At 68.3% G+C, this 26,218-nt stretch carries 24 protein-coding genes and 1 pseudogene; 7 read left to right on the top strand and 18 right to left on the bottom strand.

Annotation, left to right across the window (positions count from 1 at the left end; all coding sequences use genetic code 11):
• Positions 1-53: 53 nt before the first annotated feature.
• On the top strand, positions 54-200 hold the full coding sequence (gene mymT, locus QGN31_RS01225) for a metallothionein MymT (RefSeq protein WP_008261926.1): 147 nt from the start codon (positions 54-56) through the stop codon (positions 198-200).
• 42 nt (positions 201-242) lie between these two features.
• On the opposite strand, the gene QGN31_RS01220 is transcribed toward mymT, so the two are convergent.
• From QGN31_RS01220 to QGN31_RS01205, 4 genes are all read right to left on the bottom strand, one after another.
• Positions 243-2,360, bottom strand: a complete 2,118-nt coding sequence (locus QGN31_RS01220) for a glycoside hydrolase family 3 protein (protein WP_014381447.1) — start codon at positions 2,358-2,360, stop codon at positions 243-245.
• On the bottom strand, positions 2,357-2,869 hold the full coding sequence (locus tag QGN31_RS01215) for a TIGR04338 family metallohydrolase (RefSeq protein WP_009955436.1): 513 nt from the start codon (positions 2,867-2,869) through the stop codon (positions 2,357-2,359). The genes QGN31_RS01220 and QGN31_RS01215 overlap by 4 nt, the downstream gene beginning before the upstream one ends.
• Entirely contained in the window at positions 2,866-3,615 is a 750-nt protein-coding gene (locus QGN31_RS01210; RefSeq protein ID WP_009955435.1) for a DUF2786 domain-containing protein, read from the bottom strand. Before QGN31_RS01210 ends, QGN31_RS01215 begins: the two co-directional genes overlap by 4 nt.
• Positions 3,616-3,735: 120 nt before the next feature.
• Complete coding sequence (locus tag QGN31_RS01205) at positions 3,736-4,569, bottom strand: alpha/beta hydrolase (RefSeq protein WP_014381448.1); 834 nt, start codon at positions 4,567-4,569, stop codon at positions 3,736-3,738.
• A gap of 31 nt (positions 4,570-4,600) precedes the next feature.
• Here QGN31_RS01205 and QGN31_RS01200 point away from each other — a divergent pair.
• A pseudogene (locus QGN31_RS01200) lies at positions 4,601-5,657 on the top strand (sigma-70 family RNA polymerase sigma factor).
• Positions 5,658-5,670: 13 nt separating this feature from the next.
• Entirely contained in the window at positions 5,671-7,083 is a 1,413-nt protein-coding gene (locus tag QGN31_RS01195) for an alpha/beta hydrolase domain-containing protein (RefSeq protein ID WP_014943111.1), read from the top strand.
• A gap of 94 nt (positions 7,084-7,177) precedes the next feature.
• On the opposite strand, the gene QGN31_RS01190 is transcribed toward QGN31_RS01195, so the two are convergent.
• Complete coding sequence (locus QGN31_RS01190; protein WP_083863028.1) at positions 7,178-8,311, bottom strand: NAD(P)H-dependent amine dehydrogenase family protein; 1,134 nt, start codon at positions 8,309-8,311, stop codon at positions 7,178-7,180.
• A gap of 74 nt (positions 8,312-8,385) precedes the next feature.
• Here QGN31_RS01190 and QGN31_RS01185 point away from each other — a divergent pair, with 74 nt between their 5' ends.
• From QGN31_RS01185 to QGN31_RS01170, 4 genes are all read left to right on the top strand, one after another.
• Complete coding sequence (locus QGN31_RS01185) at positions 8,386-9,264, top strand: MarR family transcriptional regulator (protein ID WP_043955491.1); 879 nt, start codon at positions 8,386-8,388, stop codon at positions 9,262-9,264.
• 25 nt (positions 9,265-9,289) lie between these two features.
• Positions 9,290-10,015 carry a pirin family protein gene (locus tag QGN31_RS01180; protein ID WP_008261943.1) on the top strand — a complete coding sequence of 242 codons (726 nt, stop codon included), beginning with the start codon at positions 9,290-9,292 and terminating at the stop codon, positions 10,013-10,015.
• 56 nt (positions 10,016-10,071) lie between these two features.
• Positions 10,072-11,475 (top strand): YhgE/Pip domain-containing protein, encoded by a 1,404-nt coding sequence (locus QGN31_RS01175; RefSeq protein ID WP_201406935.1) that lies wholly within the window; start codon positions 10,072-10,074, stop codon positions 11,473-11,475.
• A 79-nt stretch (positions 11,476-11,554) separates the two neighbouring features.
• Positions 11,555-12,664, top strand: a complete 1,110-nt coding sequence (locus QGN31_RS01170; protein ID WP_085976465.1) for a phosphodiester glycosidase family protein — start codon at positions 11,555-11,557, stop codon at positions 12,662-12,664.
• Here QGN31_RS01170 and QGN31_RS01165 read toward each other — a convergent pair.
• From QGN31_RS01165 to QGN31_RS01105, 13 genes are all read right to left on the bottom strand, one after another.
• Complete coding sequence (locus tag QGN31_RS01165; protein WP_014943116.1) at positions 12,657-13,322, bottom strand: YoaK family protein; 666 nt, start codon at positions 13,320-13,322, stop codon at positions 12,657-12,659. The two genes, QGN31_RS01170 and QGN31_RS01165, sit on opposite strands and share 8 nt — an antisense overlap.
• 74 nt (positions 13,323-13,396) lie before the next feature.
• A complete protein-coding gene (locus QGN31_RS01160) occupies positions 13,397-14,128 on the bottom strand; it encodes a hypothetical protein (RefSeq protein WP_014943117.1) in 732 nt (243 codons plus the stop codon).
• On the bottom strand, positions 14,095-14,649 hold the full coding sequence (locus QGN31_RS01155; RefSeq protein ID WP_014386028.1) for a hypothetical protein: 555 nt from the start codon (positions 14,647-14,649) through the stop codon (positions 14,095-14,097). The genes QGN31_RS01160 and QGN31_RS01155 overlap by 34 nt, the downstream gene beginning before the upstream one ends.
• Complete coding sequence (locus tag QGN31_RS01150) at positions 14,646-15,617, bottom strand: RDD family protein (RefSeq protein ID WP_014943118.1); 972 nt, start codon at positions 15,615-15,617, stop codon at positions 14,646-14,648. The genes QGN31_RS01155 and QGN31_RS01150 overlap by 4 nt, the downstream gene beginning before the upstream one ends.
• Entirely contained in the window at positions 15,614-16,294 is a 681-nt protein-coding gene (locus tag QGN31_RS01145) for a hypothetical protein (RefSeq protein ID WP_014943119.1), read from the bottom strand. The genes QGN31_RS01150 and QGN31_RS01145 overlap by 4 nt, the downstream gene beginning before the upstream one ends.
• Positions 16,264-17,814, bottom strand: coding sequence for a virulence factor Mce family protein (locus tag QGN31_RS01140; protein WP_014381454.1), 1,551 nt, complete (start codon positions 17,812-17,814; stop codon positions 16,264-16,266). Before QGN31_RS01140 ends, QGN31_RS01145 begins: the two co-directional genes overlap by 31 nt.
• Positions 17,808-18,959, bottom strand: a complete 1,152-nt coding sequence (locus QGN31_RS01135) for a virulence factor Mce family protein (protein ID WP_009955415.1) — start codon at positions 18,957-18,959, stop codon at positions 17,808-17,810. Before QGN31_RS01135 ends, QGN31_RS01140 begins: the two co-directional genes overlap by 7 nt.
• Positions 18,960-18,967: 8 nt before the next feature.
• Positions 18,968-20,581, bottom strand: coding sequence for a virulence factor Mce family protein (locus QGN31_RS01130; RefSeq protein WP_014381456.1), 1,614 nt, complete (start codon positions 20,579-20,581; stop codon positions 18,968-18,970).
• On the bottom strand, positions 20,578-22,140 hold the full coding sequence (locus QGN31_RS01125; RefSeq protein ID WP_009957841.1) for a virulence factor Mce family protein: 1,563 nt from the start codon (positions 22,138-22,140) through the stop codon (positions 20,578-20,580). The genes QGN31_RS01130 and QGN31_RS01125 overlap by 4 nt, the downstream gene beginning before the upstream one ends.
• On the bottom strand, positions 22,137-23,177 hold the full coding sequence (locus QGN31_RS01120; protein ID WP_009957839.1) for a virulence factor Mce family protein: 1,041 nt from the start codon (positions 23,175-23,177) through the stop codon (positions 22,137-22,139). Before QGN31_RS01120 ends, QGN31_RS01125 begins: the two co-directional genes overlap by 4 nt.
• Positions 23,174-24,481: an MCE family protein gene (locus tag QGN31_RS01115; protein WP_008261963.1), complete on the bottom strand. Its 1,308-nt coding sequence runs from the start codon at positions 24,479-24,481 to the stop codon at positions 23,174-23,176. The genes QGN31_RS01120 and QGN31_RS01115 overlap by 4 nt, the downstream gene beginning before the upstream one ends.
• Positions 24,482-24,483: 2 nt before the next feature.
• Entirely contained in the window at positions 24,484-25,353 is an 870-nt protein-coding gene (locus QGN31_RS01110) for an MlaE family ABC transporter permease (RefSeq protein ID WP_008261964.1), read from the bottom strand.
• Position 25,354: 1 nt separating this feature from the next.
• Positions 25,355-26,170 carry an MlaE family ABC transporter permease gene (locus QGN31_RS01105; protein WP_014381458.1) on the bottom strand — a complete coding sequence of 272 codons (816 nt, stop codon included), beginning with the start codon at positions 26,168-26,170 and terminating at the stop codon, positions 25,355-25,357.
• Between the last annotated feature and the right edge of the window lie 48 nt (positions 26,171-26,218).

The raw sequence follows: 26,218 nt of genomic DNA, 5'->3' as shown, positions 1-26,218 counted from the left end.
GGTGCGGCCGAACCGCGCCGCACGAGTCACACCAGGAGAAAAGGGTGAGTCAAATGGCAACTTACGAAGCCGGGACCCTGCTGACGTGCGGTCACGAAGGCTGCGGCTGCCGTGTCCGCATCGAGGTGCCCTGCCACTGCTCGGGCGCCGGCGAGGGCTACCGCTGCACGTGCGGCGACGCGCTGACCCCCGTGGAGTAACGCCTCGGGCCGGTCGTACGTTCGGGCGTCAGCCCGAGGGAGTCATCGCCCGAACGTACGGCCGGTCAGTTCGACCCCGGCCGCGAGCCGCATGGCCAACGCCGAAATGCCCACGGCCGCCGCGTAATCGCCCGCCTCGATCCGCCAGCATCCGGCGCCGCCGTCGTAGCGTGCGAGCAGGCGCGGATCGGCCTCGATCCTCAGCCGGCGGCTGGCGCCCGGTTCTAACTCGATCCGCTCGAATCCCAGCAGCCGCAGGCACGGTCCGCCGGGCTCCGCCGTCACGTACAGCTGCGGCACGTCGGCCCCGGCGCGGTCGCCGGCATTGACGACGGTGAAACTGGCCGTGATGGTCTCCCCGCCGGTGACCACCAGGTCACGGTAGTCAAACCTGGTGTAGGACAGGCCATGACCGAAGGCGAACATCGGGACGTGGCCGTTGGCCGCATACCATCGATAGCCGACATCGGCGCCCTCGAAGTATTCGATCGTGCTCGCGGTCCCCCACGGCGTGCCGACACCGGGTAGCCGCGGGCGAGGCGTCTGGTCCAGATCGGCGGGAAAGGTGATCGGAAGCCGGCCCGAAGGATTGACCCGGCCGGTGAGGATCTCGGCGATCGCCCGGGCGCCGGCCTGACCCGGATACCACGCCTGCACAACGGCATTCACCGCGTCGCGCCACGGCATGCTCACCGGGTTGCCGGTCTCGAGCACCACCACGGTATTGGGGTTGGCCGCCGCCACCGCCGCGATCATTTCGTCCTGGCCCCAGGGCAGCGACAGGTCGGCGAGATCGTATCCCTCCCCTTCCGCGCGCACCGCGAACACGATCGCGACATCGGCGAGCCGCGCCGCCAGCGCCGCCTCGGCCGGACTGATGCCAGGGTCGAATTCGATCTGCGCCCGCGGCAACTGGTTTCGCAACTCCTGCAACGGCGACGACGGCAGCAGGTACAGGTTGCGCAGCCCGGCCTCCAGCCCCGCGCCGCCGATCGGGACCACGCCCGCGTAGCCGCCGTCGGGAACGACGGTGCTCGAACCATAGCCGGCCGGCACGCCCAGGTGCGCGTATCCGCCGATGACGGCGATGCGCATGCCCGGCTCGGGCGTCAACGGGAGCGCTCCCCGGTTGGTCAGCAACACGGCCCCCTGGCGGGCGATGCGCAGCGCAATCTCGTTGTGCGCGGCCCGATCCGGATCCGGCGGCGCGGCGTCGCGGTCGATACCGACGGCGAACATGGACCGCAGGATCCGTCGGACCATGTCCGACAACCGCTCCCTGGGCAGCCTGCCCTCGGCGTACGCGTCGCGCAGCGGCGCGCCGAAGGCCTCGGCCTGCCACAGCAGCGCGTCGATCTGGGCGCCGCACTCCTGATCGAGGCCGGCCAGCGCACACTCCCAGCTCGGCGTGGCGCCCCAGTCGGACATGACCCAACCGCGATACGCCCAGGCGCCCTTGAGCACCTCGTTGATCAGGACATCGTTCGCCGCGGCGTAGACGCCGTTGACCTTGTTGTAGGCGGTCATCACGGCGCCCGGTTGCGCCCGCTCGATCGCGATCTCGAAGGCGAGCAGGTCGGACTCGCGGTGCGCGTCGGGATCGATGACCGCGTCCAGGAAGTGCCGATTGGTCTCGTTGCAGTTCAGCGAGTAGTGCTTGACCGTCGAGATGACGCCGTGGCGCTGAATGCCGTCGATCGACTCCGCGATCATCGCGGCGGTCAAAAGCGGGTCCTCGGAAAGGTATTCGAAGTTGCGGCCGTTGCGCGGGTCGCGCGCGAGGTTCATCGCCCCGGCGAGCTGCACGTTGAATCCGCGGCTGCGCGCCTCTGAGCCGATCACTTCGCCGGCGGACCGGGCCAGCGCCGGATCGAAACCCGCGGCCAGCGCCAGCCCGGCGGGCAGCGCGGTGGCCGTGTCGCCCGGACGGTAGCCGGGGTTGGTGACGCCCAGGCCGGCATCGCTCATCCGCAGGGGCGGCACCCCCAGGCGGGGAATCCCGGGCACGTACCCCGCGCTCATCGGCGTGTCCGCCGGGATGCGTTCGTCGCGCACCGGCCACAGGTCGCCGGCGCCCATCACCGAGACCAGCAGGGAGAACCGCTCGTCGTCGGTCATCTGGGCTTCGATCTCGCGGGCCCTCTCGTCGGGATCGCTCACCGCACACCCTCTTTGGCGTAGACGACGCGCAGCACATGCCCCACTTCGGGTCCCATCACCAGCTCCGTCAACTCGCAGATCGTCGCGACGAACTCGCGGCCGTGCGGCGGCTCGGCCCGGCACAAATGATGCGCCACTTCGTGCAACATCACCAGCTCACGCAGCGCCCAGTCGGCGGTGTCACGGTCGGGGACCGCGATAACGCCTGCGCCGTCCTGGTTTTCGTAGTGCGCGGCGGTGGCGGCCCGGCGCGGCCGGACCCGCAACGGGGCCACCCCGGGCCACCGGCTGCGCACCGCCGGCAGCGCCAGCACGTCGTCCACGTAGCGCTGGGCGGAGGCCACCGAACCGAAGCGGCCCTCCGGCGGCAGCGTCAATTGTGTGCCGAAGAAGTCCACGGCGGGTGAACCGTGCTGGGCGGCGCGGTCGAACAACGTGCGGACGAATTCCTCGGCCGCATAGACCCTGGAGCGTTGAGAATCCCGCCGCGGGGAGTTCCCGGGAGTCACCCGCTCAGCGCGCTCCGCGCTCCGGGGAGTTCCGGGCTGTTGCCGAGCCGCGCTCGCTTGCCGGCCCGGTCGCCCGCGCGCCGCGCCGCCGACGAATACCCGGCCGACGCTCGACTGGCCTGCCAGGTGCCGCGCGCCTTGGACGCACCGCGGTAGTAGTCCACGAGCTCAACCTCCTTGTCCCGCAAGGCGATAGCGGTTCCCGGCGCACGTTGCCGGTCCTTGGTGGCTTCCCGCCGGGCCTCGTCGCGGGCCTCGGCCAGCCGTTGGCCCACACGCGCCCCGAAGGCCAGCTGAAAGTTGAGCCGGGCGGTGATCGTCGGCGTGGGACGGTGCGCGCCCGAGGCGAGGTAGGCGTCCGACGCGCGCACCATTTGCACGACCAGGCTGGCGTACAGGGCGTGGCTGGCGTCGATGTCCTCGGCAAATCCGTAGGCGTAGACGAACGTCGAATTGGACGCGACGTCGCACCGCACGTCGTTGGCCGCGGCGATCAGCACGAAGAGCTGAACGTAGGTCCGCAACCCCTTGGTGCCCGCCGCGCCGATGGTGATGGTGCGCTGCGTCGGGGCCTGCGCGGCCGAACGCTGGGCCGAATGGGAGCGCGCCACCGCGAGGTCGATGGACGCGGCCGTCGCGAGCCGCTGCGCGGCCGACATGAACGCGTCGGCCTCGTGGGAGTTGTCGGTGCCTTCGGCCTGACGCAGCAGCGCGGCGATGCGCGCCAGCATCTTGTCGTCAGTCATTAGCGCCGTTCCTCCTCATCGCCGCGCTCTGCATCGTCACCGGCGCGAGTCATGGCGCCGTTCCTCCTCGCCCGTGCGGGTCATTAGCGCCAACGTACGGGAGCGGTCCGACACGCCCGCTCACAGCCGAGCGGTGATCCAGGAGACGACATCGTCGAGCACCTGCTCGCGCTCGGGCTCGTTGAAGACCTCGTGATACAGGCCGGGATACACCTTCAGCTCGACGTCGGTGGACCCGACGCACTCGACGAGCCGACGGCTGCCGGCGACGGGAATCAACCGGTCCTCGGACCCGTGCACCACCAGCAACGGCGCCGTCAGCGCCGGCGCCCGCTGCGGCATCGTCTCGCCGACCTGCAGCAACGCGCGGCCGATGCCGGCCGGAACCTTGCCGTGGTACACCAGCGGATCGCTCTTGTAGGCCGCCACCACCGCGGGATCGCGCGAGATGGCGTCGACGTCGAGGTCCTGCGCCGGCAGGCCGGGCACGACGGCCCCCAGCACCTTGGCGGCCAGGGCCAGCAGCGGTGACACCTGGTCCTGGGCCGCCACCGCGGGCCCCGACAGCACCATCAGGTCGTAGTTGTCCGGGCGCTCGACGCCGTAGGCGAAGACGATCCCCCCGCCCATGCTGTGGCCCAACACGACGCACTTGAGGCCGTGGTGTTCGCGCGTGGCGATGCCGACCAGGGTGTCGAAGTCGGTGGTGTACTCGTGGATGTCACGCACCACCGCCCGTTTGCCGCCCGAGCGGCCGTGCCCGCGATGGTCCAGCGCATAGGTGACCAGGCCAGCCTCCCCGAAGCACTGGGCGACGTGGTCGTAGCGGCGGGCGTACTCGCCGAGACCGTGCGCCAGCACCACGACCGCCCGCGGCGGCGTGTCGGGGGTCCAGACGTCGTAGACGATGCGCACACCGCCGAATCCGTCGAAACTGCGTTCGGTGCGGTTCATCGGCTGGTCCTAGTCATTGAGGTGCAGCGTAATGGCTGGGATCCCGGCCGGGGTTGCGGACACTGCGTAGGCTCATCCGCGTGAGTCTTCTCGCCCAAGACCCCGAAGGCGACGCGGTGCTGGGGACCGATTTCTCGGCCCAGGCCGAGCCCTATCGCCGCGAGCTGCTCGCCCACTGCTATCGGATGACCGGGTCGCTGCACGACGCCGAAGATCTGGTGCAGGAGACGTTGCTGCGGGCCTGGAAGTCCTACGACCGTTTCGAAGGCAAGTCCTCGCTGCGGACCTGGCTGCACCGCATCGCCACCAACACCTGCCTGAGCGCGCTGGAGGGCAAGGGGCGCAGGGCGTTGCCGGTGGGCCTGGGCGCCCCGAGTTCGGACCCGACCGCGGAGCTGGTGGAGCGCCGCGAAGTGCCCTGGCTCGAGCCGCTGCCGGAGTTGACCGATCACCCGGCGGACCCGTCGGTGGTCGTCGGGTCGCGGGAGTCGGTACGGCTGGCGTTCGTGGCTGCGCTGCAATACCTTCCGCCGCGGCAGCGGGCGGTGCTGCTGCTGCGCGACGTGCTGCAGTGGCGCTCCGCCGAGGTCGCCGAGGCGGTCGGCACCACCACGACCGCCGTCAACAGCCTGCTGCAGCGGGCCCGGTCGCAACTGGATGCCGTCGGTCCCAGCGCCGACGACCAACTGGCGCCGCCGGATTCGCCCGAGGCCCAAGACCTGCTGGCCCGCTACATCGCCGCGTTCGAGACCTACGACATCGACCGCCTGGTGGAGTTGTTCACCGCGGAGGCGATCTGGGAAATGCCGCCGTACGCCGGCTGGTATCGGGGCGCGGCGGACATCGTGACCCTGATCCACCAGCAATGCCCGGCCGAGGCGGGCGGAGACATGCGGCTGCTGCCGCTGGTCGCCAACGGTCAGCTCGCCGCCGCGATGTACATGCGCGCCGGCGACGTGCATGTCCCCTTCCAGTTGCATGTGCTGGATGTGCACGGCGAGAAGGTGTCTCACGTGGTGGCGTTCATCGATGAGACGTTGTTCACGAAGTTCGGGCTGCCCGGTTCGCTGTCCGCCGGTCAGGAGTAAGAAGGTTGCGCACATGACGAATTCCACCGCCCTGGTCACGGCCGCGCCCGGCAAGCCGCTGCTGCTGCTGAGCGCCTATGACCTCGCCGACGTGGGCTACCGCGTCGAGGAATTCTTCGTTTCCGCGACGGCCTCGTCCTATATCCCGGTGACCGAGTTGGGACCCGATGGCCGCTGGGACGTAACACCCTCGGGCTCCGCCGATTTCACGACGCGGATCGTGGTGTTGACACCCACCGATCCGGCGCGATTCAACGGAACCGTGCTGGTCGAATGGCTCAACGTGAGCGGCGGCATCGACGCTCCCGCGGTATGGATGATGGCGCACCGCGAAATCATCCGGGCGGGCTACGCCTACGTCGGGGTCTCGGCGCAGCGGGTGGGGGCCGAGGGCGGCGACAGCCTGCTCGGCGCGGACATGTCGCTGAAAACCCAGGACCCACAACGGTATGCGCCCCTACACCACCCGGGCGACGCCTTCTGCTACGACATGTTCTCCCAGATCGGCGGCCTGCTCAAAAGCGACGAGGGCCGGGCCCTGCTGGGGGATCTGCCCGTGCGGCGCGTCATCGCGCTGGGCGAATCGCAATCGGCCATGTTCCTCACGACCTACATCAACGCCGTCGACCCGTTGGCCCGCACCTACGACGGGTTCCTCGTCCATTCCCGTTTCGGCTCGGCCGCCCCGCTCGACGGAACCTCGATCTTCGCGGAAACCGAAGAGCCGCAAGGGGTTGCGTTTCGCCCGGAGCTGCGTGTCCCGCTGCTGACGGTCGTCACGGAAACCGACGTGTTCGGCGGAGCCCGGCAGGGCTACTACTTCGCCCGCCAGCCCGACAGCAACTACCTGCGGGTCTGGGAGATCGCCGGCGCCGCCCACGCCGACAACTACACCATCCAGGTCGCGTTCATCGACAGCGGGTCGGCGCCGCTCGCGGACATCGCCGCCGCCTACACGCCGACCAACATGCTGATGGGCCAGCAGTTGGCGCACTGCATCAACTTCGGGCCGCAACACCACTATGTGGTGCAGGCCGCGCTCGCCGCCCTCAACACGTGGGTCGCCAGCGGCGAGCCGGCGCCGAGCGCGGAACCCCTTGCGGCCCGGGAAACCGAAGGGCCGCAACCGGTTCTGGATGGCAACGGCCTCGCCCGCGGAGGGCTCAGGACCCCCTGGGTGGACGTGCCGGTCGCCCGGACGTCGGGGCTGGGTGGCGAGGAAAGCATCATGTCCATGATCTTCGGCTCCGGCGAGCTTTTCGACGCCGCCACGCTGCGCCGGCTCTATCCCGGCGGGAGCACGGAATACCTGGAGCGCTTCACCGGCGCGCTCGACGCGGCGATCCGCTCCGGATTCATTCTGGCGGCCGACCGCGCCGAGATCCTGGAGCTCGCCGCCGCGACGTACCCCGGCGCGCGGTCCTAGGCAGGATTGCCCGCCTCCTCACTCGCGCCGTTCCGGCGCTCGCCGTCACCGGGCGAGGCAAGATTGTCCGCCTCCTCACTCGCGCCGTCACCAACTAGAACAGCCGGCTGTCGGGCGGCGGGCCCGGCACCGGACGCACCAGGCCGTTCCCGGTGATCAGCGGCAGGTCCAGCGCGGAGAGCAGCCCGGGCGCGGCGGCGCACACGGCGGGGATGGCGTTGACCATCCTCGAGGAGCCCGCGATGCGCGCCCCCAGATCGTGGTCGTGGTCTTCGGCCATCTCGAATTCGCAGCGCATGCTGGGGGAACCCTCGATCTCGACGCGGTACAACCCGCGGCCGGACGCCGGGCCGTAACCGAGGTCCTTTGGCTCGATGCAGATGCGGGGCTGGGGCCAGTCCGGGGCGATGTCGTCGCGCATGCGCGTCACGTGGTCGAGGACGAAGGTCGGTTTCCCCCCGACGTAACCGGTCAGCGTCGAGCGCATGGCCGCGATCGTTCCGGCCGCGATGTGCCCCGTTGGCGTGTCGAAAGATTCGCCGGCGGGGATCCGCTCGTTGGCCTCCTCGATGTTGTCGATCTTGACCCCCAACCCGGCGGCGAGCTGGTGCAACACGGGCCCCCAGCCGAAGGTGAAAATCCCCGGCTGGGCCGCGAAGGCCGGGTAGTCCGGTTGCTGACCGAACCCGAGGATCTCGTAGACGGCGGAGCGGTCCGGGTAGGTCGCGTAGTTGAACATCTCGGTCACGCGCACCGATTCGATCACCCGCGACACGCCGGTAAGCACCAGCGGCAGAACGTCATTGGCGAATCCCGAGTCGATGCCGGTGGTGAAGAACGACACCCCGCCGTCGATCGCGGCCTGGCGCAGCGGCTCGGTGAACGCGGCGTCGACGGCGTCGGGAAAGACCAGCGGCACCACCGAGCACGACACCACGTTCTTTCCGGCCCGCAGGATCGACACCATGTCCTCGACGGCGTCCAGCGGCCGCAGGTTGGCGGCGGCGGCGTACACCACGGCGTCGGCGTCGCCGGCGAGCATGGCCGCCGGATCCTGGGTGGCCACCACGCCCACCGGCGCAATGCCGCACAGCTCCCCGGCATCTCGGCCGGCCTTGGCATCGCTGTGCACCACGACGTCGACCAGTTGCAGCTCCGGATGGTCGATCACGCCACGCAGGGCGACCACTCCCATGGACCCGGGCCCCCACACCCCCACCTTCAACACGATTGTCTCCTAATATTAGGACATATATTCTGGCATTTTGGACGGATCGTAGGGAGGCGGCGGTGGCTACGTCAATGGCGCAGGCGCGGGGCGAACCACGCCCCAAATCGCCGCCGACCGCGCGGGTGATGGATGTGCTTGCCGCCCTGGCAAATTCGCCGGGTGGGCTCACATCGGCGGAACTGGCAAAACGTTGCGCCATCAGCACCTCGACGTGCGCCCTCGTGCTGGCCGAGTTGGAACGGCGCGCCTGGGTGGCGCGGCGCGGGGATCGTCGCTACGTGCTGGGCAGCGGGCTGTTCGGGCTGGTGCACGGGCTGCGCGAGCAGTTTCCGCTGCTGGACCGCGGCCGCGACGCGCTGCGCTTCCTGCACGACAGGCTCAGCGCGGGCTGCTCCATGTCGAAGATCGGCGCCCGGCACCTGATCACCGTCGACACGGTCGGCCACGGCACCGACGGCGAACACGCTGTGGGCCAGCGCTTTCCCATCGACCCGCCCTTCGGCCTGGTCGCCATGGCCTGGCGCGACGAGGATTTCGTCCAGGCCTGGCTGCATCGCGTGATGCCCCGGCTCACCCGCGCCGAAATCTCCGAGCATCAGCGGGTGCTGACCGATATCCGTGCCCGCGGCTATGGCGCGTGGCGCTTCGACGACACCCACCAGTCGCTGCACCATCGGCTGGCCGAGGTGCTGGCCTCGCTGGAGCCGACGGCCCACGTCACGCGTCAGCTCACCACGCTGATGACGATGGTGACGCTGCGGTCGGTCACCGATGTCCTCGAAACGGACTTGGCCACCGCCGAATTCGTCGTGCTGCCGATCTTCTCCCCCGATGGCCAGCCGGAGTATCAGATCGAGATCCACCTGGGCCACGCCACCGGGTTGACCCTGCCCGAGCTCGACGCCGCGCTCCGCCACGCCCAGCGGCTGCTCACCGCGGCGGTCGGCTGACCCGCCCGGGCATTACGCTGGGATCATGTCTGCCACCGCGGAGATCCGCCGCGCGGCCGATCGGGCCGTCACCACCACGCCGTGGTTGACCTCCCGGCACTCGTTCTCCTTCGGCGACCACTACGACCCGGACAACACCCACTACGGGTTGCTGTTGGTCAACAACGACGACATCGTCTCCCCCGGAACGGGATTCGACACGCACCCGCACCGGGACATGGAAATCGTGACCTGGGTGCTGCGCGGCGAACTGTCCCATCGCGACTCCACCGGCAACCACGGGGTCGTCTATCCCGGACTGGCGCAACGCATGTCGGCCGGCAGCGGCATCCTGCACTCCGAGCGCAACGACTCCCCCAGCGAGCCGGTGCATTTCGTGCAGATGTGGGTGGTACCCGACGAGTCCGGCATCGACCCGAGCTACCAACAGCACGAGATCGACCCGAAAATGCTGGACGACAACCTGGTGACGATCGCCTCTGGCATCCCCACCCACGACGCGGCCATCACCCTGCACAACCGCCACGCCGCGCTGCACGGCACGCGCCTGGGGGCCGGGGCGGCCGCGCACCTCCCGGCCGCGCCCTACCTGCATCTTTTCCTGGCCCGCGGCCGGGTCAGCGTCGAAGGGATCGGGGAGTTGCACGCGGGCGACGCCGTGCGATTGACCGACGCCGACGGCCGCCGCGCGGCGGCGAGCGAGCCCTCGGAACTGCTGCTGTGGGAGATGCACGCCAAGCTGGGCGACTGAGACATGGAGGGCCGGCGACGCAGCCCATAGAGTGGGCACGACAGACAGGAGTCGGCATGCCTCAGTCGCACGCGCAGCACGCGGCGCCCAATCCCAAGCACAACATCAAGGCGATCCGCACCGTGCGGTTCTGGGCGGCGCCCCTGATCATCACGTTGGCGCTGATGTCGGCGCTGTGCGCGCTCTACCTCGGCGGCATCTTGAACCCGAGCACCAACCTGCACCATTTCCCCATCGCGGTGGTGAACGAGGACGCCGGCCCCGGGGGTGCGCAGATCACCGACCGGTTGGTCAATGGGTTGGACAAGAACAAGTTCGACGTCCGCGTGCTCTCCCGCGGCGAGGCCAAACGTCAACTGGACACCGGCCGGGTGTACGGGTCGGTCGTGATACCGCCCAGCTTCTCGTCCAAGCTGCGGGACTTCGGGACCAGCGCCGTGGCGCCGACCCGCGCCGAACGGCCGTCGATCACCGTCTCCACCAACCCGCGGGCCGGCACGCTGGGCGCGAGCATCGCCGGCCAAACCCTCAGCACGGCCATGGGCATGGCCAACGGCATAGCGGGGCAACGGGTTACAGCGGAGGTGGCCGCGCAGACCGGCGGCGCGCCGCTACCCGGCGCGGCCCAGGTGGGGCTGGCCGCCCCCATCGAGATCCAGTCGGTCGTCTACAACCCGCTGCCCGATGGCACCGGCAACGGGCTGTCCGCGTTCTATTACGCGCTGCTGCTCCTGCTTGCCGGGTTCACCGGCAGCATCGTGGTCAGCACGCTGGTCGACGCGCTGCTCGGCTACGTGCCGGCCGAATTCGGCCCGGTGTACCGATTCGCCGAGCAGGTCAGGATCTCGAGATTCCAGACGCTGCTGCTCAAGTGGGCCATGATGGTGCTGCTCGGGCTGCTCACCTCGGCGGTGTACCTCTGGATCGCCGACGCGCTCGGTATGCCCATCGATCTCAGTTGGCAGCTCTGGGCGTTCGGCGTGTTCGCGATCGCCGCGGTGGGCATCACGTCCAGTTCGCTGCTCTCGGTGCTCGGCACCGCGGGGATGTTGGTGAGCATGCTCATCTTCGTGATCCTCGGCCTGCCGTCGGCCGGAGCCACGGTGCCGCTGGAGGCGACGCCGTCCTTCTTCCGATGGCTGGCCGAATTCGAGCCGATGCATCAGGTTTTCCTCGGCGCGCGATCGCTGCTGTACTTCGGCGGCCGCGGGGATGCGGGCCTGAGCCAGGCGCTGACCATGACGGCGGTGGGCCTCGTCATCGGCCTGCTGCTCGGCGGCATCGTCACGCACCTCTACGACCGCAAGGGCTTTCACCGGATCCAGGGCGCGGCCGCCCTGGCGCTCGCGCAGGAACACCAGGCTCAACACAAGGCCCGCCGCGGCAAGCGGGCCGAGCCCGCCGCCACCGAATCAACCCCGGACGTCGCCGAGCCCGAAAGTTCCAGCGAGCAAACGTAATTCGCACGTGGCCCCAGCGTCATCGGCTCGTTATCTTTATTGACAGTGTGACTAATGAGGCTGATGATGTCTCTGTTGCATCCAGATCATGGCCGAAAGGGCTATCGTGCTGACCCGACGCGCCAGCTTCCGCCGGCTGGCGGCGTGCTGCACCGCCCTCCTCGCCTGCTTCACGCTGGCCGCCACCAACGGGCTGCCCCTGGCGCGAGCCGCCGACGGGCGCGATCTGCTCGCCAACGCCATCGGCAGCACCCGCGGTTCCTACCTGGTGTACAACTTCGGCCCCGGCCATCCCGCGCCGATGCTCAACGCCGCCGGCAGCTGGTATGAGATGAACAACGGCGGCCACCTGATGATCATCAAGAACGCGGCCGGACGTCTCTCACCGCACCTGCTGGTCGACACGCACCAGGGCGACCAGGCCCGCTGCGAGAACAATCCCGGTGCCCGCACCGGGGAGGGGCTGTGGCAGGCCTCGGAGCTCTACACACCGCTGCAGGCGTGGCAACGCATGGGCCAGCCGACGATCGCGATCAACGCCAACTTCTTCGACGTGCGCGGGCAAAAGGGCGGTTCGTGGCGCCAGACCGGGTGCAGCTCACCGTTGGGCGCCTTCGTGGACAACACCAATGGCCGGGGCCGCGCCAACCAGGCGGTCACGGGCACCCTCGCCTATCCCGGCAAGCAGGGTCTCTCCGGCGGCGGCGAGAGCTGGAGCGCGCTGACGACCATGATCCTGCCGTCCGGCGGCGCGCCGTATGTGGTGTGGCCCAAGACAAAAAAGGATTACGACGCCGCGACCCCGGTCGTCCAGGATCTGCTCAGCAAGAACGAGAGGTTCGTGGCGGTGTCGGGCATCGGGCTGCTGGCGCCGGGCAACACCGAACAGCTGCACGACGGCGGGCCCAGCGCCGCGCGAACGGCGTTGGCCTACGCGCGGCAAAAGGACGAGATGTACATCTTCGAGGGCGGCAACTACACCCCGGACAACATGCAGGACCTGTTCCGCGGGCTGGGCAGCGACAACGCCGTGCTGCTCGACGGCGGTGGCTCCTCGGCGATCGTGCTGCGCCGTGACACCGGCGGCATGTGGGCCGGCGCCGGCTCCCCCAGGGGGTCGTGCGACACCCGACAGGTGCTCTGCGACTCACACGAGCGGGCGCTGCCGAGCTGGCTCGCGTTCAACTAACCACGGCCGCAGAGCCTTTCGTTGCACCAGGCCCGAACCTGAAGATCAGCAGGCTCGTCGCTATCACCGCCGCGGCCACGACGAACACCGGGGCGACCGTGTACCTCGACATCGTCGCGCCGACGAAGGCGCCGGCGCCCATCGTGACGACAACGCCGACCCGCAGCCTTTGGCGCTCACCCGTGCCGCCGGCCAGCCGGCTGTCCAGGCCGAGGCTGACGATCGTCGACGTCAGCACGGTGGTGGAGAGTTCCGGAATGCCGAACTGGCGCGCGCTCGAGTGCTGCAGCCCGAACGTCACGGCGAGGATGCCGATCATGACGAGGGTGGAATTCCGTTGGTAGGTCAGCACTCCCGCGCCCGCCAGGATTGCCACCGTAACCAGCAGGACGATCTCCGTGGCCAGCACCGTGGTGATCCACGCCCGCGTCCGCTCGCCGAAATGCCGGGACAGCCGGCCGCTGAGCACGGTGGTGCACACGAAGGTCGGCAAGGCGACCACGACGGCGGTCAGGTCGATGCTGGTTCTCGGCGCCAGCCAGAAACCCAGGAAGATCACGTTGCCGGTCATGTTGGCGACGAACACGTGGCCGAGCACCAGGATACTGATCGCGTCGGCCAGTCCCGTCGCGAACGTCAGCAACAGCAGCGCCGCCACCGTCGATCGTTGTGAGACCGGTGAGGTAACCGCCATGGGGTGCAGTCTATTTCGGCGTGCCCGTCGCTGCGGCGTCAGGTTTTCGGTGTCAGATCCAGTGAGGTGATCGTCGTCATCCTGGTCACCAGCCAGCGGCTCTTTTGGCGCTTCATGAACAGCCGGTAGGAAAGGTACTTCAGCGACGGCACGTTCTTGGTCAGCGGGCTGGTCGACGTGGTGTTGGTGTAGATGATGACCACGGCGTTGTTGTCGTCGAGCGATTCGACCGCCGCGCCGGTGACGTCGGTGTGGTTGGTGATCTTGGCCTGCTTGTTGGGCGCCACGATGGCGTCGACGAATTTGCGGTACTGCGCCGCGAAATCGCCGGTGAGATAGGCGGATGCGCGGTCGGCGAGGGTGTCCATGTTTTCCGGGGTGTAGGTCCACAGGGTGGTGATCGCGTTGGCCGCCGTGCGCGCGACGTTGATTTTCGTTTCGGCGACGGCCCGGTCGGTTAGGTAGGGCTGCACCATCGCGCCGGCGAACCCGGCGGAGCCGACGAACAGCACGGCGGCGACCAGGGCGACGATTGCCCATGCCTTGCCGGCGAGGCGCCGCTTGCGTGGCGCCGGTGCCGGGCCGTCCGTCGCCTGCTCGCCGGCGTCGTCGGTAGGCTCGGCGTCGGTGGCGTCCTCCGTAGCCTCGGCGTCGGTGGCGTCGTCGGTGGCCCCGGCGTCGCCGTCGTCCGGCGCCGCAACGGTCGCCTCGTCAACGGTCGCCTCGTCCTTGGCGGTCAGATCACCTGCTGCAGGTTGCTGATCTTCCACTGGTTACCTTCCTGCGTCGCGGTTGCCGCCCAACGATTGGCGTTCTCCAAAACCTGTTTCTCGTCCGGTGATTTCGTGGTGATGGCCGTGGCCACCATGACATTGGCGCTGCCGTCGTCGTTCCATCGCTCCAGGCCGGCGTCGAGCACGCTGCCCGTGGCCGGTTCGGCACGGGCGACCTGAAGCAGGATCTCGTTGGCGTTCTTCTCGTACTGCTTGGCGAAATCGCCGGTCGCCTGGGCGAGTATCCGGTTCACGTAGTCGTTGGCATGAAACGGGTCGATGGAGGTGAACTGCGTCATGAATCCGGTCACGTAGGTGAGCACCTCGCGGTCCCGGGAGGCGGCGCGCGCCCGGGATTCGTGGGAGCCCCACATCAGCGCACAGACGCCGATCGCCGCGACCATCAGCACCGCCGCCACCGTGGCGGCCAGCGGCACCAGCCATCCTTGCCGCGGCGGCACCGGGTGCTCGACAAGCAGTGGCCGCTCGCCGGGCGTGAACTTGCGGCGCGGGCTCATTTGCCGTTCCCCGGCGGCTTCGGCTTGGACAGTACGGTGAGATCGTCGACGCGCCAAGCGTTTCCGCCGCCCTTGGCGAAGTTCACCCGCACAGTTGCGCTGATGTAGCGCACCTCGGGTGCCGCGCCGCGCCGTCCCTGCATGAACAGCAGCATGGTGGCCCGGTTCGGGCCGGCCGATTCGATCGAGCTGTTGGTGACCCAGTACTCGTTGATGACCGGGGCGCCCTTGCGCACCAGGTCCTGCTGGGCCGCCAACTGTCCGCGGTACTTGTCGGTCGCCAGCGACTGCGCCCGGGCGAAGTCGTCCTGCAGCGACTTGGGGTCATACGTCAGCATCTGGGCCACGATCTTGGGCCCCTGCGTGGCGATTTCGGCGCGGGTCTGATCGCTCGCCCGCTGTGGGGCGTACCCCGCGCCGTAGCTGAGCGCGGCGCCGCCCAGGCACACCGCCGTCGCGGCCAGCACCGCGCCCGCGGCCCAGCGCCGGACGTTCCGGGGCGCCTGGTCCGGCTGCAGGCGTCGCGCCTCGGTGCGCGCCACCATGTCGGCGAAGGTGCGGCGACGCGAATCCCACAGCGGCCACAGCCATCCCACCACCGTCGCGGTGTCGAGCAGGTGGGCGGCGTCGCGCAGCAGCAGCGTCCAGGGCCCCGCGGCCTCACCGCCGCGACGCGTCACGGCGATGCCCGCCACGCCGCGGCCCAGGCTCCAGCCGAGGATCGTCGGCAGCAGCAACCGGTTGACCAGCATCGCCAGGACGGCGAGTCCCATGACGCAGATGGACACCCACCACCACACGCCGCGCGCCGGCACCGTGAGCGACACCAACGCCAGCGTCGCCAGCACCGCCACGCCCGGCAGCACGTCGATGGCGAAGGCGCCGACGCGAGAATGCCAGGGCGCCAAGGCTTCCCGCGGTGGCTCTGGGACGTCCGTGGGTGCAGTCTGTTCGACCACCACCGTCACTTCGTCACCTGGTCGAGTTTGGAGATCCTGTATTGCCCCTCGGCGAAGGCCATTTTCACCCGCAGGCGGTAGCCGGTCTCGTTCTCAGTCTGATCGCTGGCCACCTTGACGCGGAGCGCGACAAGGATATTTATCGACCCGTCGGGGTTGTTGCGCTCGACCGCCGCCCGCACATCGGACACCTGAACGTGGATGTTCGCGGCCTGGTACGCCTGAACGAGCATGCTGGTGTACAGCAAGGCCTGCGTGCGGAAAGTGTCTGTGCCACATTCGATGATCTTCTGCTCAGCCGCGGTCATCGCGTTGGTGTCCGGCGCCTGCGTCGCCGTGACGCATTCGACCGCCGCCTTGAGCGCGGTGGCATCGTTGCGGGCGATCACCAGGCTGTCGCGGTGATAGCGCTGCGCGAGGTAGCCCCCCGCCCCGATCGCGCCCGCGCACAGCACCAGCAGCACCGCGATGGCGGCCAGCCACCCGCGTCCCACCCGCGACGGGCCGCGCGGCGCGGTCGCACCGGGCTCACCGGATTCCGCCGGATCCTGGGGGTCACCCTGCGGATTGGCCTGCTCGGCTCCGCTGTCGGGTACCGTCGAATCCTCGTCCTTGTCTTCGGGGCTCAACGAATCGTCGTCCGTGTCGATGGGGTTCAGCCGGCTGGTGCCAGCATCTCCTTCCATCCGTCGTCTCCTGTTCTGGTCGAGTTCTCGACGGAGTATTTAACCCCGTCTGGCCCCACCAGTTCACCGCTTTGGGGACTGTAGACCGCCGTGGGAGGCCCGCTGGGGGTGTAGACACACGGGTTGGGTTGCTGGCCGTTGCACTGCACGCTACCCGACCCCGGCCGCGACAACGGATCGCTGGTGGGCGGGGGAGTCCCCGCCACCCGGTCCGAGGGCGCGGGGTTGAGCCCGTTGTTGATCGACGGCGCGGGGATCACCATGCCCGGGCGCACCGACTGATCGCATCGCGCTCCCGGCGCGGGGCAGGTCAGGATCTGGTTGGGGTCGCCGTACCAGGGGTTGGTGCCCGCCGGAACGTACGGCTTGGGGTCGCGGCATTCCCGCGGGGTGGCCGCCCGTTTGCCCGGGATGTCCGTACAGGGGATGTTGCGCGACCCGCGCACGCTGTTGGCCGGTGTCTCCATCGGGATCTTGCAGTACGTGCCCGTCGGCAACGGCTGAATGCTGGTGTCCGCCGGGGACCGCCACTCCGAGGCCGGGATGAAGCCGGTCAGGCACGGCGGCGGCTGGTTGATCGACAGCGCCAGGTCGAGCGCGGCCATGTTCGGGAATGGGGCGGCCACCGTCTGGGCGATCGACGCGCCCTGCGGAAGGAACACCAGGACCTGCTCGACGCCGGTGTGGTAGCGCTTGAGCAGGTCGAAGACGACCTCAAGATTGGCCAGCGTCTGCGGCAGCGACTCCCGGACGCCGCTGAAGAGGTCGTTGACCTGATCGGCCGTCGGCGCCGCCTGGTGCAGCAGGCTTTTCAGACGCTGGTCCTGCTGCGCGGACTGGGCGGCGAGCCTGTTCAGGTTGCGTGCCCAGCGCTCGATGTTGTCGCGCGATTTGACCTGGCTGTCCAGCACCGGGCCGGAGTTCTCGATGATGTCGTTGACGTCGGTGATCTGGGTCTTGAAATCGCCGACGATGGCCTGGGTGGAGTCGACCAAGCGCTGCAGGGCGGGACCCAGCCCGCCGACGGATTGCGCCGTCTCGTCGAGCAGCTGGCCGATCTTTTCCTTGGGCAGCACCGCCAAGCCGCGGTTGGCCGTGTCCAGGGCCGGCCCGATTTCGGCGGGCACCGTGCCCTTGGTGATGGTCTGTCCGTCCGCGAGGTACTTGCCGGGGTTTCCGCTCGACACCAGGTCCAGGTATTGCTCACCGACGGCCGAGACCGAGTGCACGTTGGCGATCGTGTCGGTCGGGATCTTATAGTGGCTGTCGATGCTCATCGTCGCCTCGGCGCCGCGCTCGGTCGGCTCGACGTCGGTGACCTTGCCGATGGTGATGCCGCGATAGGTGACATTCGCCGTCGGATACAGCCCGCCCGAGGCGGGCAGCTCGGCCTTCAGCGTGTACCGGCCGATGCCCATCAGGCTCGGGATCTGCAGGTAGTACACCCCGAGCACGAGCAGCGAGATGACGGTCAGGATCCCGAAGGCGATCAGCTGGCGTCGGATGAAGGGAGTCAGCAATTCCTGTCCCCCCTTTCCACCAGCGGTCCACCCGGCGCGTCATTCGGGTTCGGCGTGTAGCGCACGTCGGGGATCATCGTCTCGGGGTCACGCCCGAACGACTGCTCGAGCGCCCGCAGGGCTCCCGACAGCCCGGTCCCGGTCAGGAACGCGTTATCGACCGCGCTGTAGGTCAGGTCCAGCGTCAACGAGATGTTGATGTAGTCGCCGCGGAAGATCTTCGGCACCGTGTCGATGTCGAACGGCTGCGTGAGGATCAACTTCAGCGCGCCGATCAGGTACGGCGAGGCCCGGCCGAGCTCCTTCAACGGGCATTGCAGCGCCTGCAGGTCGGTGTACAGCGGCGCTCGCGCCTCCGACAGGTACTGGTCGGCGACCTGGCTCAGGCGCCCCACCGAATCGACGGCGTTGATCAGCAGGTTTTGCGTGTCGGCGAAGTGTTTGATCAGCGGCGGGATGTCGGTGAGCACCCGGTCCAGGACATCCGCCCGCCCGCCGACGTAGGTCAGCAGCCGGTTGGTGGAGTCGATGGCGTGGGTGATGTCGTCGCGCTGCGCGTTGAGCTGGGTGGTGAAGGTGTCCAGCTTGCCGAGCAGGGACCGGATCGCCTCGCCGCGGCCGTTGAAGATGTTGTAGATCTCGTTCTGCAGCACCTCCAGGTTGGGGATGCCGCCGCCGCGCAGGATCAATGAAAGGCTGGCCAGCGTCTGCTCGGTGGTGGGATACGCCGACGAGTTCTTCAGCGGAATGGTGTCGCCGTCCTTGAGCAGCTCGGGCGACGGGTTCGGCGGCGACGCGAGCTCGACGTGCTGCGAACCCAGCAGCGAGGTCTGGCCGATCTTGGCGGTGGCGTTCTTGGGCAGCTTGGTGTGCTTGTCCAAGCCCAGCGTCAGGGTGGCCACCCAGTTCTTCAGGTTGATGGCCTTGATCGAGCCGACGAACACGTCGGCCACCATCACCTTGCTGTTGCCGTTGATCGCCAGGGTGTCGGGCACCTGCACATAGATGGTCATCGAACCCGCGCCGCTGCCGGGGCCGCCCGGAATCGAGACGTTCGAGATGCCCTTCCAGCCACACGAGCTCAGCACCATCGCGGCCACCAGCAGCACCAGCGTCTGCCACGCACGGTGGCGGATCAGCCTCATCGCGCTCGTCACTGGCCACCTCCGAAGTCAGCGGCCGACGCCGGCCCGCCAGCGTTCGGCGCGGGCGCGGACACCGGCGCCGGGGTCGGCGCCACGGGGCCCGGGGCCACGCCCGGCCCGGGCGGCGGCGGCTGGATCGGCACCGGGGCGTTCAGTCCCATCGGCGGCAGGATCGGGTTCTCGTCGTAGGCGTTCGGCGGACCCGGCGGGGTCTGCAGGTTCGACTGGACGGGTTCGATGTTCGGGCCACCCATGAGCTCTTCCAACGACTCCGGCGTCATCAGGCCCGCGGTGATGGGACCGACCTGCTGACCCTGCATGCCCGGGGCGACGATCCAGCCCGGCTGGGTGTTGCGGTGCGAGGTCGGGGTGTCGGGCACCCAGATGCCGGGGACGGTCGTGTCCTTGTACCCGTTGGGCGGCTGCAACCGCGGCTCAGAGTAGGCCACTTGCTTGGGCAATGTCTCGGCGGTGCTGAACAGGTTCAAGCCGAACGGCGGGTAGTTGAACTTGATCGCGTCGAGGATCGGCGCCAGGTACTGCGCGCACAGTTCGGCCGACTCCTGGTACCCAAGCCGGCTGCCGGCCTGAATCGCGCTACAGATGAACTGCATCGGGTTGGCGAAGTTGGTGATCGACGGGATGGCGACCACCGATCCGTGCGACGGGTGATAGATCTGGTTGATGTTCGCCGCGGCCGTCGGAAGGACGTGCAGCGCGGTCTCCAAACCGTTCAGCGAATCCGGTTGCAGCAACGCGTTCGTCGCGGTCTCGAGGTTGTTGACGTCGTAGGTCAGCACCCCGGCGTTCTTGTCGAGCCAGGGGCGCACGGTGGTGAGCAGGCTGTCGAACTGCTGGATCGCGTTGGACAGGTCGGTGTCGTTGTGCGCGAGCCGGGTGGTGAAGTCGGCCAGGTTTTGGTTGAGCGCGACGAACTGCGCGTCGTCTTGGTGCAGCGCGTTGACGAACAGCGCCAGGCTGCGCACCACGGCGAAGAAGTCGCCGCGGCCCTCGTTCAATGCGGTCAACGCCTGCGACAGGTTGCTCAGCGTGGTGTTGAACTGCTTGCCCTTGCCGGCCAGCCCGTTGGCGAACGACTCGATGACCTCACCGAACGGGCCCTTCGGCTGCTCGGCGGTGGGACCCAGTTTCGAGATGATGTTGGTGATGCTGTTGCGCAGCTGGTCCCATTCGACCGGAACCTGGGTGCGCTCTTCGGGGATCACGGCGTTATCGGCCAGCACCGGACCGCCCTTGTACGGCGGCTCCAGCTGGATGGCGCGCGAGGCCACCAGGGTGGGGTTGAGGATCACCGCCGACGCGTTGGCCGGCACCCGGTATTTGTTCTCGTAGTGGAAGGTGACCTTCATCTTGTCGCCGGTGGGCTCGATCTTGTCGATCGCACCCACCCGCAGGCCCATGATCTGGACCTTGTCCCCCGGGTACAAAGCGTTGGCCGCCGGGAAGTAGGCCACCACGGTGTTGTTGGTCAGCTTCTCGTAGAGCCGCCAGCCGACGTAGCCGACGACGAGGGCCAGCACGATCACCAGTGATCCGATGATCACCGACGCCCGGGACAGCTTCGGGAGTCGAATGTTGCGGATGTCAAAGATGGTGCTCAATTCTGGCTACCTCCCGTGACACCGCTGCCTCCGGCTCCACCGGGGTTGATGAACGGCGCCGGCAACTGGTTGCCCGGCCCGGGCGGTGCCGGCGGACCCGGCGGTAGCCCCGGCGCGAACGTCGACGGCGGCGGCACCGGTCCGGCCGGCGCCAGGTTCTCGGTACGCGCACCCGGGGGCGCCTGCGTCGGCAACGGGACGGGTGTCCCGGGCACGTCCGGCGGCGGGTCGCCCGGCCGGCCCGCGATATTGATGCCGGGCGTGGGTGGCAGGCCCGCGGGGTTCGGCGGTGACGTCATCACGTCCACCGGCGCCGGGAAGCCCGGTCCACCGAACGGCCCGGACACCGCACCCGCACAGGGCAGCGGGTTGTCGGGGCGGGGCAGCCCGTCCGCCGCCGGCGTGTACGAGCACGGCGATCCCGGAGGGACGGCCGGCCCCGGGTGGTCGGGCGTGCCCTCGAGCACCGGGGGCGCCGGGGGCGGCGCGCCGTTGGGGAACCGGGTGCCGTTGGGGTCGGGGAACCGGTAGGCCGGCAATCCGGCGCTGCGCCAGAAGTCCTCCGGGTCGATCCCACGCTTCTTGAACGCCGCGTCGACCCACGGCTGCGAAATCTGATACAGGGCCAGGTTGTGCAGGACCACCTTGAAGAACGGTCCCGAGGCGATGGCCTCGTTCAACGACGGCAGGAACTTACCGACCTCGGTGAGCCCATTGGCAAGGTCGTCTTTGCGCTGCACCAGGATGTCGCTGAGCGTGCGCAATTGCTCGAGCACGTGATTGATGTTCGGGTTGTCGTCGAGCAGCCCCTTGACCTGTTCGGAGAAGGCGGCGATGTTGGCCAGCAAGGCGTTGATGGCCTGGCCGCGCTCGTTGAAGGCGGCCAGGAGCGTTTTCGCATTGACCAAGGCCCGGTCGATCTGGTCGCTGCGATCCCCCAGGACGCCGGCCACCTGGTTGGCCTGGGCGAGCAGGTGCTTGACCTCCTCGTCGCGCTTGCCGATCGTGTCGGAGAACTTGGCTACCCCTTCGAGCGCCGGGCTCAGGTGCGGGTAGGTCTGGTCGATGGTCTGGGAGAGCACGTGCAGGGACTGCTTGACGGTATCGATGTCCCAGCCCTGGGCGGCCTTGGTGACGTCGAAGAACGCGTCGTAAATCTGGTACGGCGTGGTGCTTTGGCCCAGCGGCAGACTCGCCCCGGGCCGCAGCGGCTGGTTGCCGCGGGCCTCGACGTCGAGGATCTTCTTCCCCAGGATGGTGTCGGTCTTGATCGCCAGCCGGCTCTCGGTGCCGATGGTGTTGGTGCCGATGGAGAACTTCAACCGGATGTGGTCCCCGTCGATCTTGATGCCCTCCACCTTGCCGACGTCCAGGCCGGCGATACGCACTTTGTCGCCGGTGTTGATGCCGCCGGAGTCGGTGAACTGGCCGTAGTAGCTCGGCTTGGCGAACAGCATCGGGACGCTGGTGAAGCTTTGGCCGACGCCGATCACGAGCACCGTCACGACGATGCCCATCAGCCCGATGCGGACCCGGTTCGGCGGTTCCAGTGTTCTCATTGCGGCGTGCACCTACCCGTCGGCTGCTGGAACAACCGGACCGTGCGGACCGGGCCGCCGGCCTGCAGACCGTTGATCTTGAGGGTGATGTCGCAGGCGTAGAAGTTCACGAAGTCCCCGTAGGAGCCGATCGCGCGCCCGATCATGTTCAGCGCTGTGGGCACCTTCTTCAGGTAGTCCTGCAGTTGGTCTTGCTGGTCGATCAGCGGCTGCTGAACGGCGTCCAGGTAGTTGATCGTCTTGTGCAGTAGCGCTCGGTCCTCGGCGAGCAGATCGGCGACCGTCCCGGCGGCGTTGCTGATGTGGGCGAACCCCGCGGCCTGCGAGTCGCCGTGGTTCTTGAGGCCGGTGATCAACACCTCGAGCTTGTCGACCGTCTGGTCGAATTGCTGCCGGTGCCGGACCGTGGTGTCCAAGACGATGTTCAGGTTCTTGATGACCTCACCGATCGCTTGGTCGCGCTCGCCGAGCTGGTTGGTCAGCTGCGCGGTGTTGTCGAGGATGTCGTTGATGGTGCCGCCCTGGCCCTGGAACACGGTGACCAGCGCGGTCGCGATGGTGTTGACCTTCTGTGGGTCGAGCGCCCGGAACAGTGGCTTGAAACCGCCGATCAGGGCGTCGAGGTCGAGCGCCGGCGTCGTCCGCGACAAGGGGATGAACCCGCCGGGCGGCAGGACCTTGTCCGCGCCTTCGCCCTGACCGCGTTTGATCTCCAGGTAGCGGTTACCGATCAGGTCGAGGTAGCGGATCTGGGCGGTCGTCGACTGGTACAGCGGGATGGAGCGGTCGACGTTGAATTTCACCCGGGCGCGCTTGCCGCCGTCGACCAGCTCCACCTTGTCGACCTTGCCGACCTCGACGCCCGAGGCGCGGACGAACTGGCCCGCCCGCAGGCCGCTGATGTTGCTGAATTCCGCCGAATACCCGTTGGTGCGGTCGAAGCGCATCTGACCGAACACCACGAAGATCATCACGGTGAAGATCAACAGCACCACCGAGAAGATGCTGAGCCTGGTAATGGTTCCGGAGATTTTCATGGGTTGATCGTGTTATCCCCTACCTGGCGGCCCCAGACATACTCGATCGCGTACGGCGATCCGGTGTCCAGGTGGTTGTACGGCGCGATGCTGTTGCCGGAGTCCATCACCAACTCCGGTGCCGGCCACAGATCGTGGGTGAGCGGCTGCCAGCAACCGGGGGCGCCGCCGGGGCCGCCGCGGGCGTTCACCCGCGGCAGGTTCTCGGGCCAGACGTAGGGGTTAGGCGCCCCACCGACCAAACCTGCCGTGGCACCGAGCCCAAGCGTGAGCGCGGCGACGGCGACCAGCGACAGCGGGTTGGCGATCAGGCCCAGCCCGGACAGGGCCTGGGTGTGGCTGTTGAGCGAGTAGCCGTTGCCGCCCAGGAACGAGGCGGCCTTGGGCTCGATGTCGTGGTAATTGCGGACCGCGCAGAACAGTTCGGGGCTGTAGGTGTCGAGCAGCTGGGCCGTGGGCACCAGATCGGCGGCCCCGCGCGCCAGATACGGGCCGCCCTTGGTGAACAGTTCCGCGCCGGTGTTGCCGAACCCGGCCGCCGACAACAGCGCCTGATCCAGATCCTTTTGCTGCGCGTTGATCGTGCGCGAGGTGACCACCGCGTTGTTCAAGAAGTCGAACAAATCCGGCGAGGCGTCCGCATACGTGTCACCCAGCGCCGCCAACTGCTGAATGTCCTTGCGCGCCTGCGGCATCCGCGGATTCACCTCATCCAAAACCGCGTTCGCATTCACCACCGACTGCCCGAACTTCTCCCCCAGCCCGGCCAACGACTGAGCCGCCGCGCTCAGCGTCAGATTCAACTTGACCGGATCGACCTTCTGCGCGATCGAGGTGATCGTCTGAAACAGCGTGTTGATCTCGGTGGTCACCGAACGCGCGTCGAGCACGGTGTGCGCCGAGATCTTCTGCGGCGACGGGTGCGCCGGCGTCGTCAACGACACGTACTTGCCACCGAACACCGTCGTCGCCTTGATATCGGCATTCACATTCGACGGGATCAGCTTCAAATACCGCGGATAGACCTCGAGTGTGAACTTCGCCGCCGGCTTGCCGTCGCGCACCGTCTCCGCGATGCTGCCGACCCGCCCGATCTCCACCCCGTTGTAGGTCACCTTCGAGCCCGGATCCATCACCAGACCGGCCCGCGACGCCAGCATCGTCAGGTTGGTCTTGGGGGTGAAGTCGCCGCGGAACTGGCCGTAGACGAAACCGAGGACCAGCGCGGCGATCACCAGCGCCGCCAACCCGGCCCACTTGTACGGCGGGGTCCGGGGGGCGTTGGTCTGGATCGGCGCTGACATGGCTACACCGTGAGCGCGAAGTTGGGGTTGACGCCATAGAGCGCCAACGCGGCGGCCAACACGACAACCTGCACCGACACCAGCGAGAAGCGCATCGATCGGCCGACGGCCTCGCCCACGCCGACCGGCCCGCCACCGGCGTTGTAGCCGTAGAAGCAGTGGGTGATCATGACGACCGCGGTGATAAGGATGGCTTCCAGGAACGACCAGAAGACGTCGTCGGGGCGCAGGAACGTCCGGAAGTAGTGCTCGTAGGTGCCGTTGGATTGTCCGTAGAGCACGGTCGTGGTGATCTGCGGCGACAGGAACGACATGATCATCGCCAGCGCGTACAGCGGGATGATCACCACCAGCCCGGCCATGATCCGGGTGGTCGCCAGGAACGAAATCGACTTGATACCCATCACTTCCAGCGCGTCGATCTCCTCGCTGATGCGCATCGCGCCCAGCTCGGCCGTCGCGCCGGCGCCGACCGTGGCGGCCATCGCGATGCCGGTGACGACGGGCGCGGCGATGCGCACGTTGATCAGCGCGGCGAAGAATCCGGTGAACGCCTCGACGCCGATGTTGCCCAGCGAGGCGAACCCCTGGATCGCGACCAGGGAGCTACCGGACAACGTCACGAAGCCGACGATGGCGACGGTGCCGCCGATGACGGCCATGGCGCCGGTGCCCATCCCGATCTGGGCGACCAGACGCAGGGTTTCCTTGCGGTAGTTGCGCAGCGCGTGCGGGATGTGCGCCAGGGCCACCCCGCCGAACCACGCCATCTGGCCGATGTCGTCGAGCCCGCGCGCCGCGGCCAGGCCGTAGCGGTTGAGATTCTCTGCGGCCCGCGGGAAGCGGGAGCGAAAGACGGTGGTCGTTGACATGTCAGTGCCCCGTCCCGAACCGCACGCCGATCGTGGTCAGCACGACGTTGACCGCATACAGCGCGACGACGCAGAGCACGACGGTCTCGTTGACGGCGGTGCCCAGGCCTTTGGATCCGCCGCGCACCGTCAGCCCGCGGAAGCAGCCGACCAGTCCGGCGATCAGGCCGAAGACCGCGGCCTTGACCGTCGCGATGACGACCTCGGGCAAGCCGGTGATGGTGGTCAGGGTGGCCAGGTACGCCCCTCCCGACACGTTCTGCAGGTAGACGCCGAACAGGTAGCCGCCGACCAGGCCGACGGTGATCACCAGGCCGTTGAGCAGGGTGGCGACCAGGGTCGCGGCGATCACCCGGGGCACCACCAGCCGGTGGATCGGGTCGATGCCGAGCACCTCCATCGCGTCGATCTCTTCGCGGATGGTGCGCGCGCCCAGGTCGGCGCAGATCGCCGTCGACCCGGCCCCGGCGACCACCAGCACCGTGGTGAGCGGGCCGAGCTGGGTGACCGCGCCGATCGCCGCGCCGGCGCCGGACAGGTCGGCGGCGCCGAACTGCGCCAGCAAAACGTTGAGGGTGAAGATCAGCAGCACCGTCAGCGGGATCGACACCATGATCGTCGGCAGGAACGCCACCCGCATGATGAACCAACACTGCAGGACGAATTCGCGCCACTGGAACGGCCAGCGGAACAGGGCTTTCCCGGTGAGCACGCACATCCGGAAGAACCCGCCGACAAGCTCCAGCGGGGTTTGCAGTTGATCGCGCACATAGCCGACCAGGTAGGGGCCCCGTCGACTAGTCGACGTCGAAGTCACCGCTGCCCCCTCTGGCCGTCACCGCGCGCCGTCCGGCGCCGCGGCGGA

The sequence above is a fragment of the Mycobacterium sp. 2-64 genome, assembly GCF_035918375.1.
GTDB lineage: Bacteria > Actinomycetota > Actinomycetes > Mycobacteriales > Mycobacteriaceae > Mycobacterium > Mycobacterium intracellulare.
This window is presented reverse-complemented; position numbering and strand designations above follow the sequence as displayed.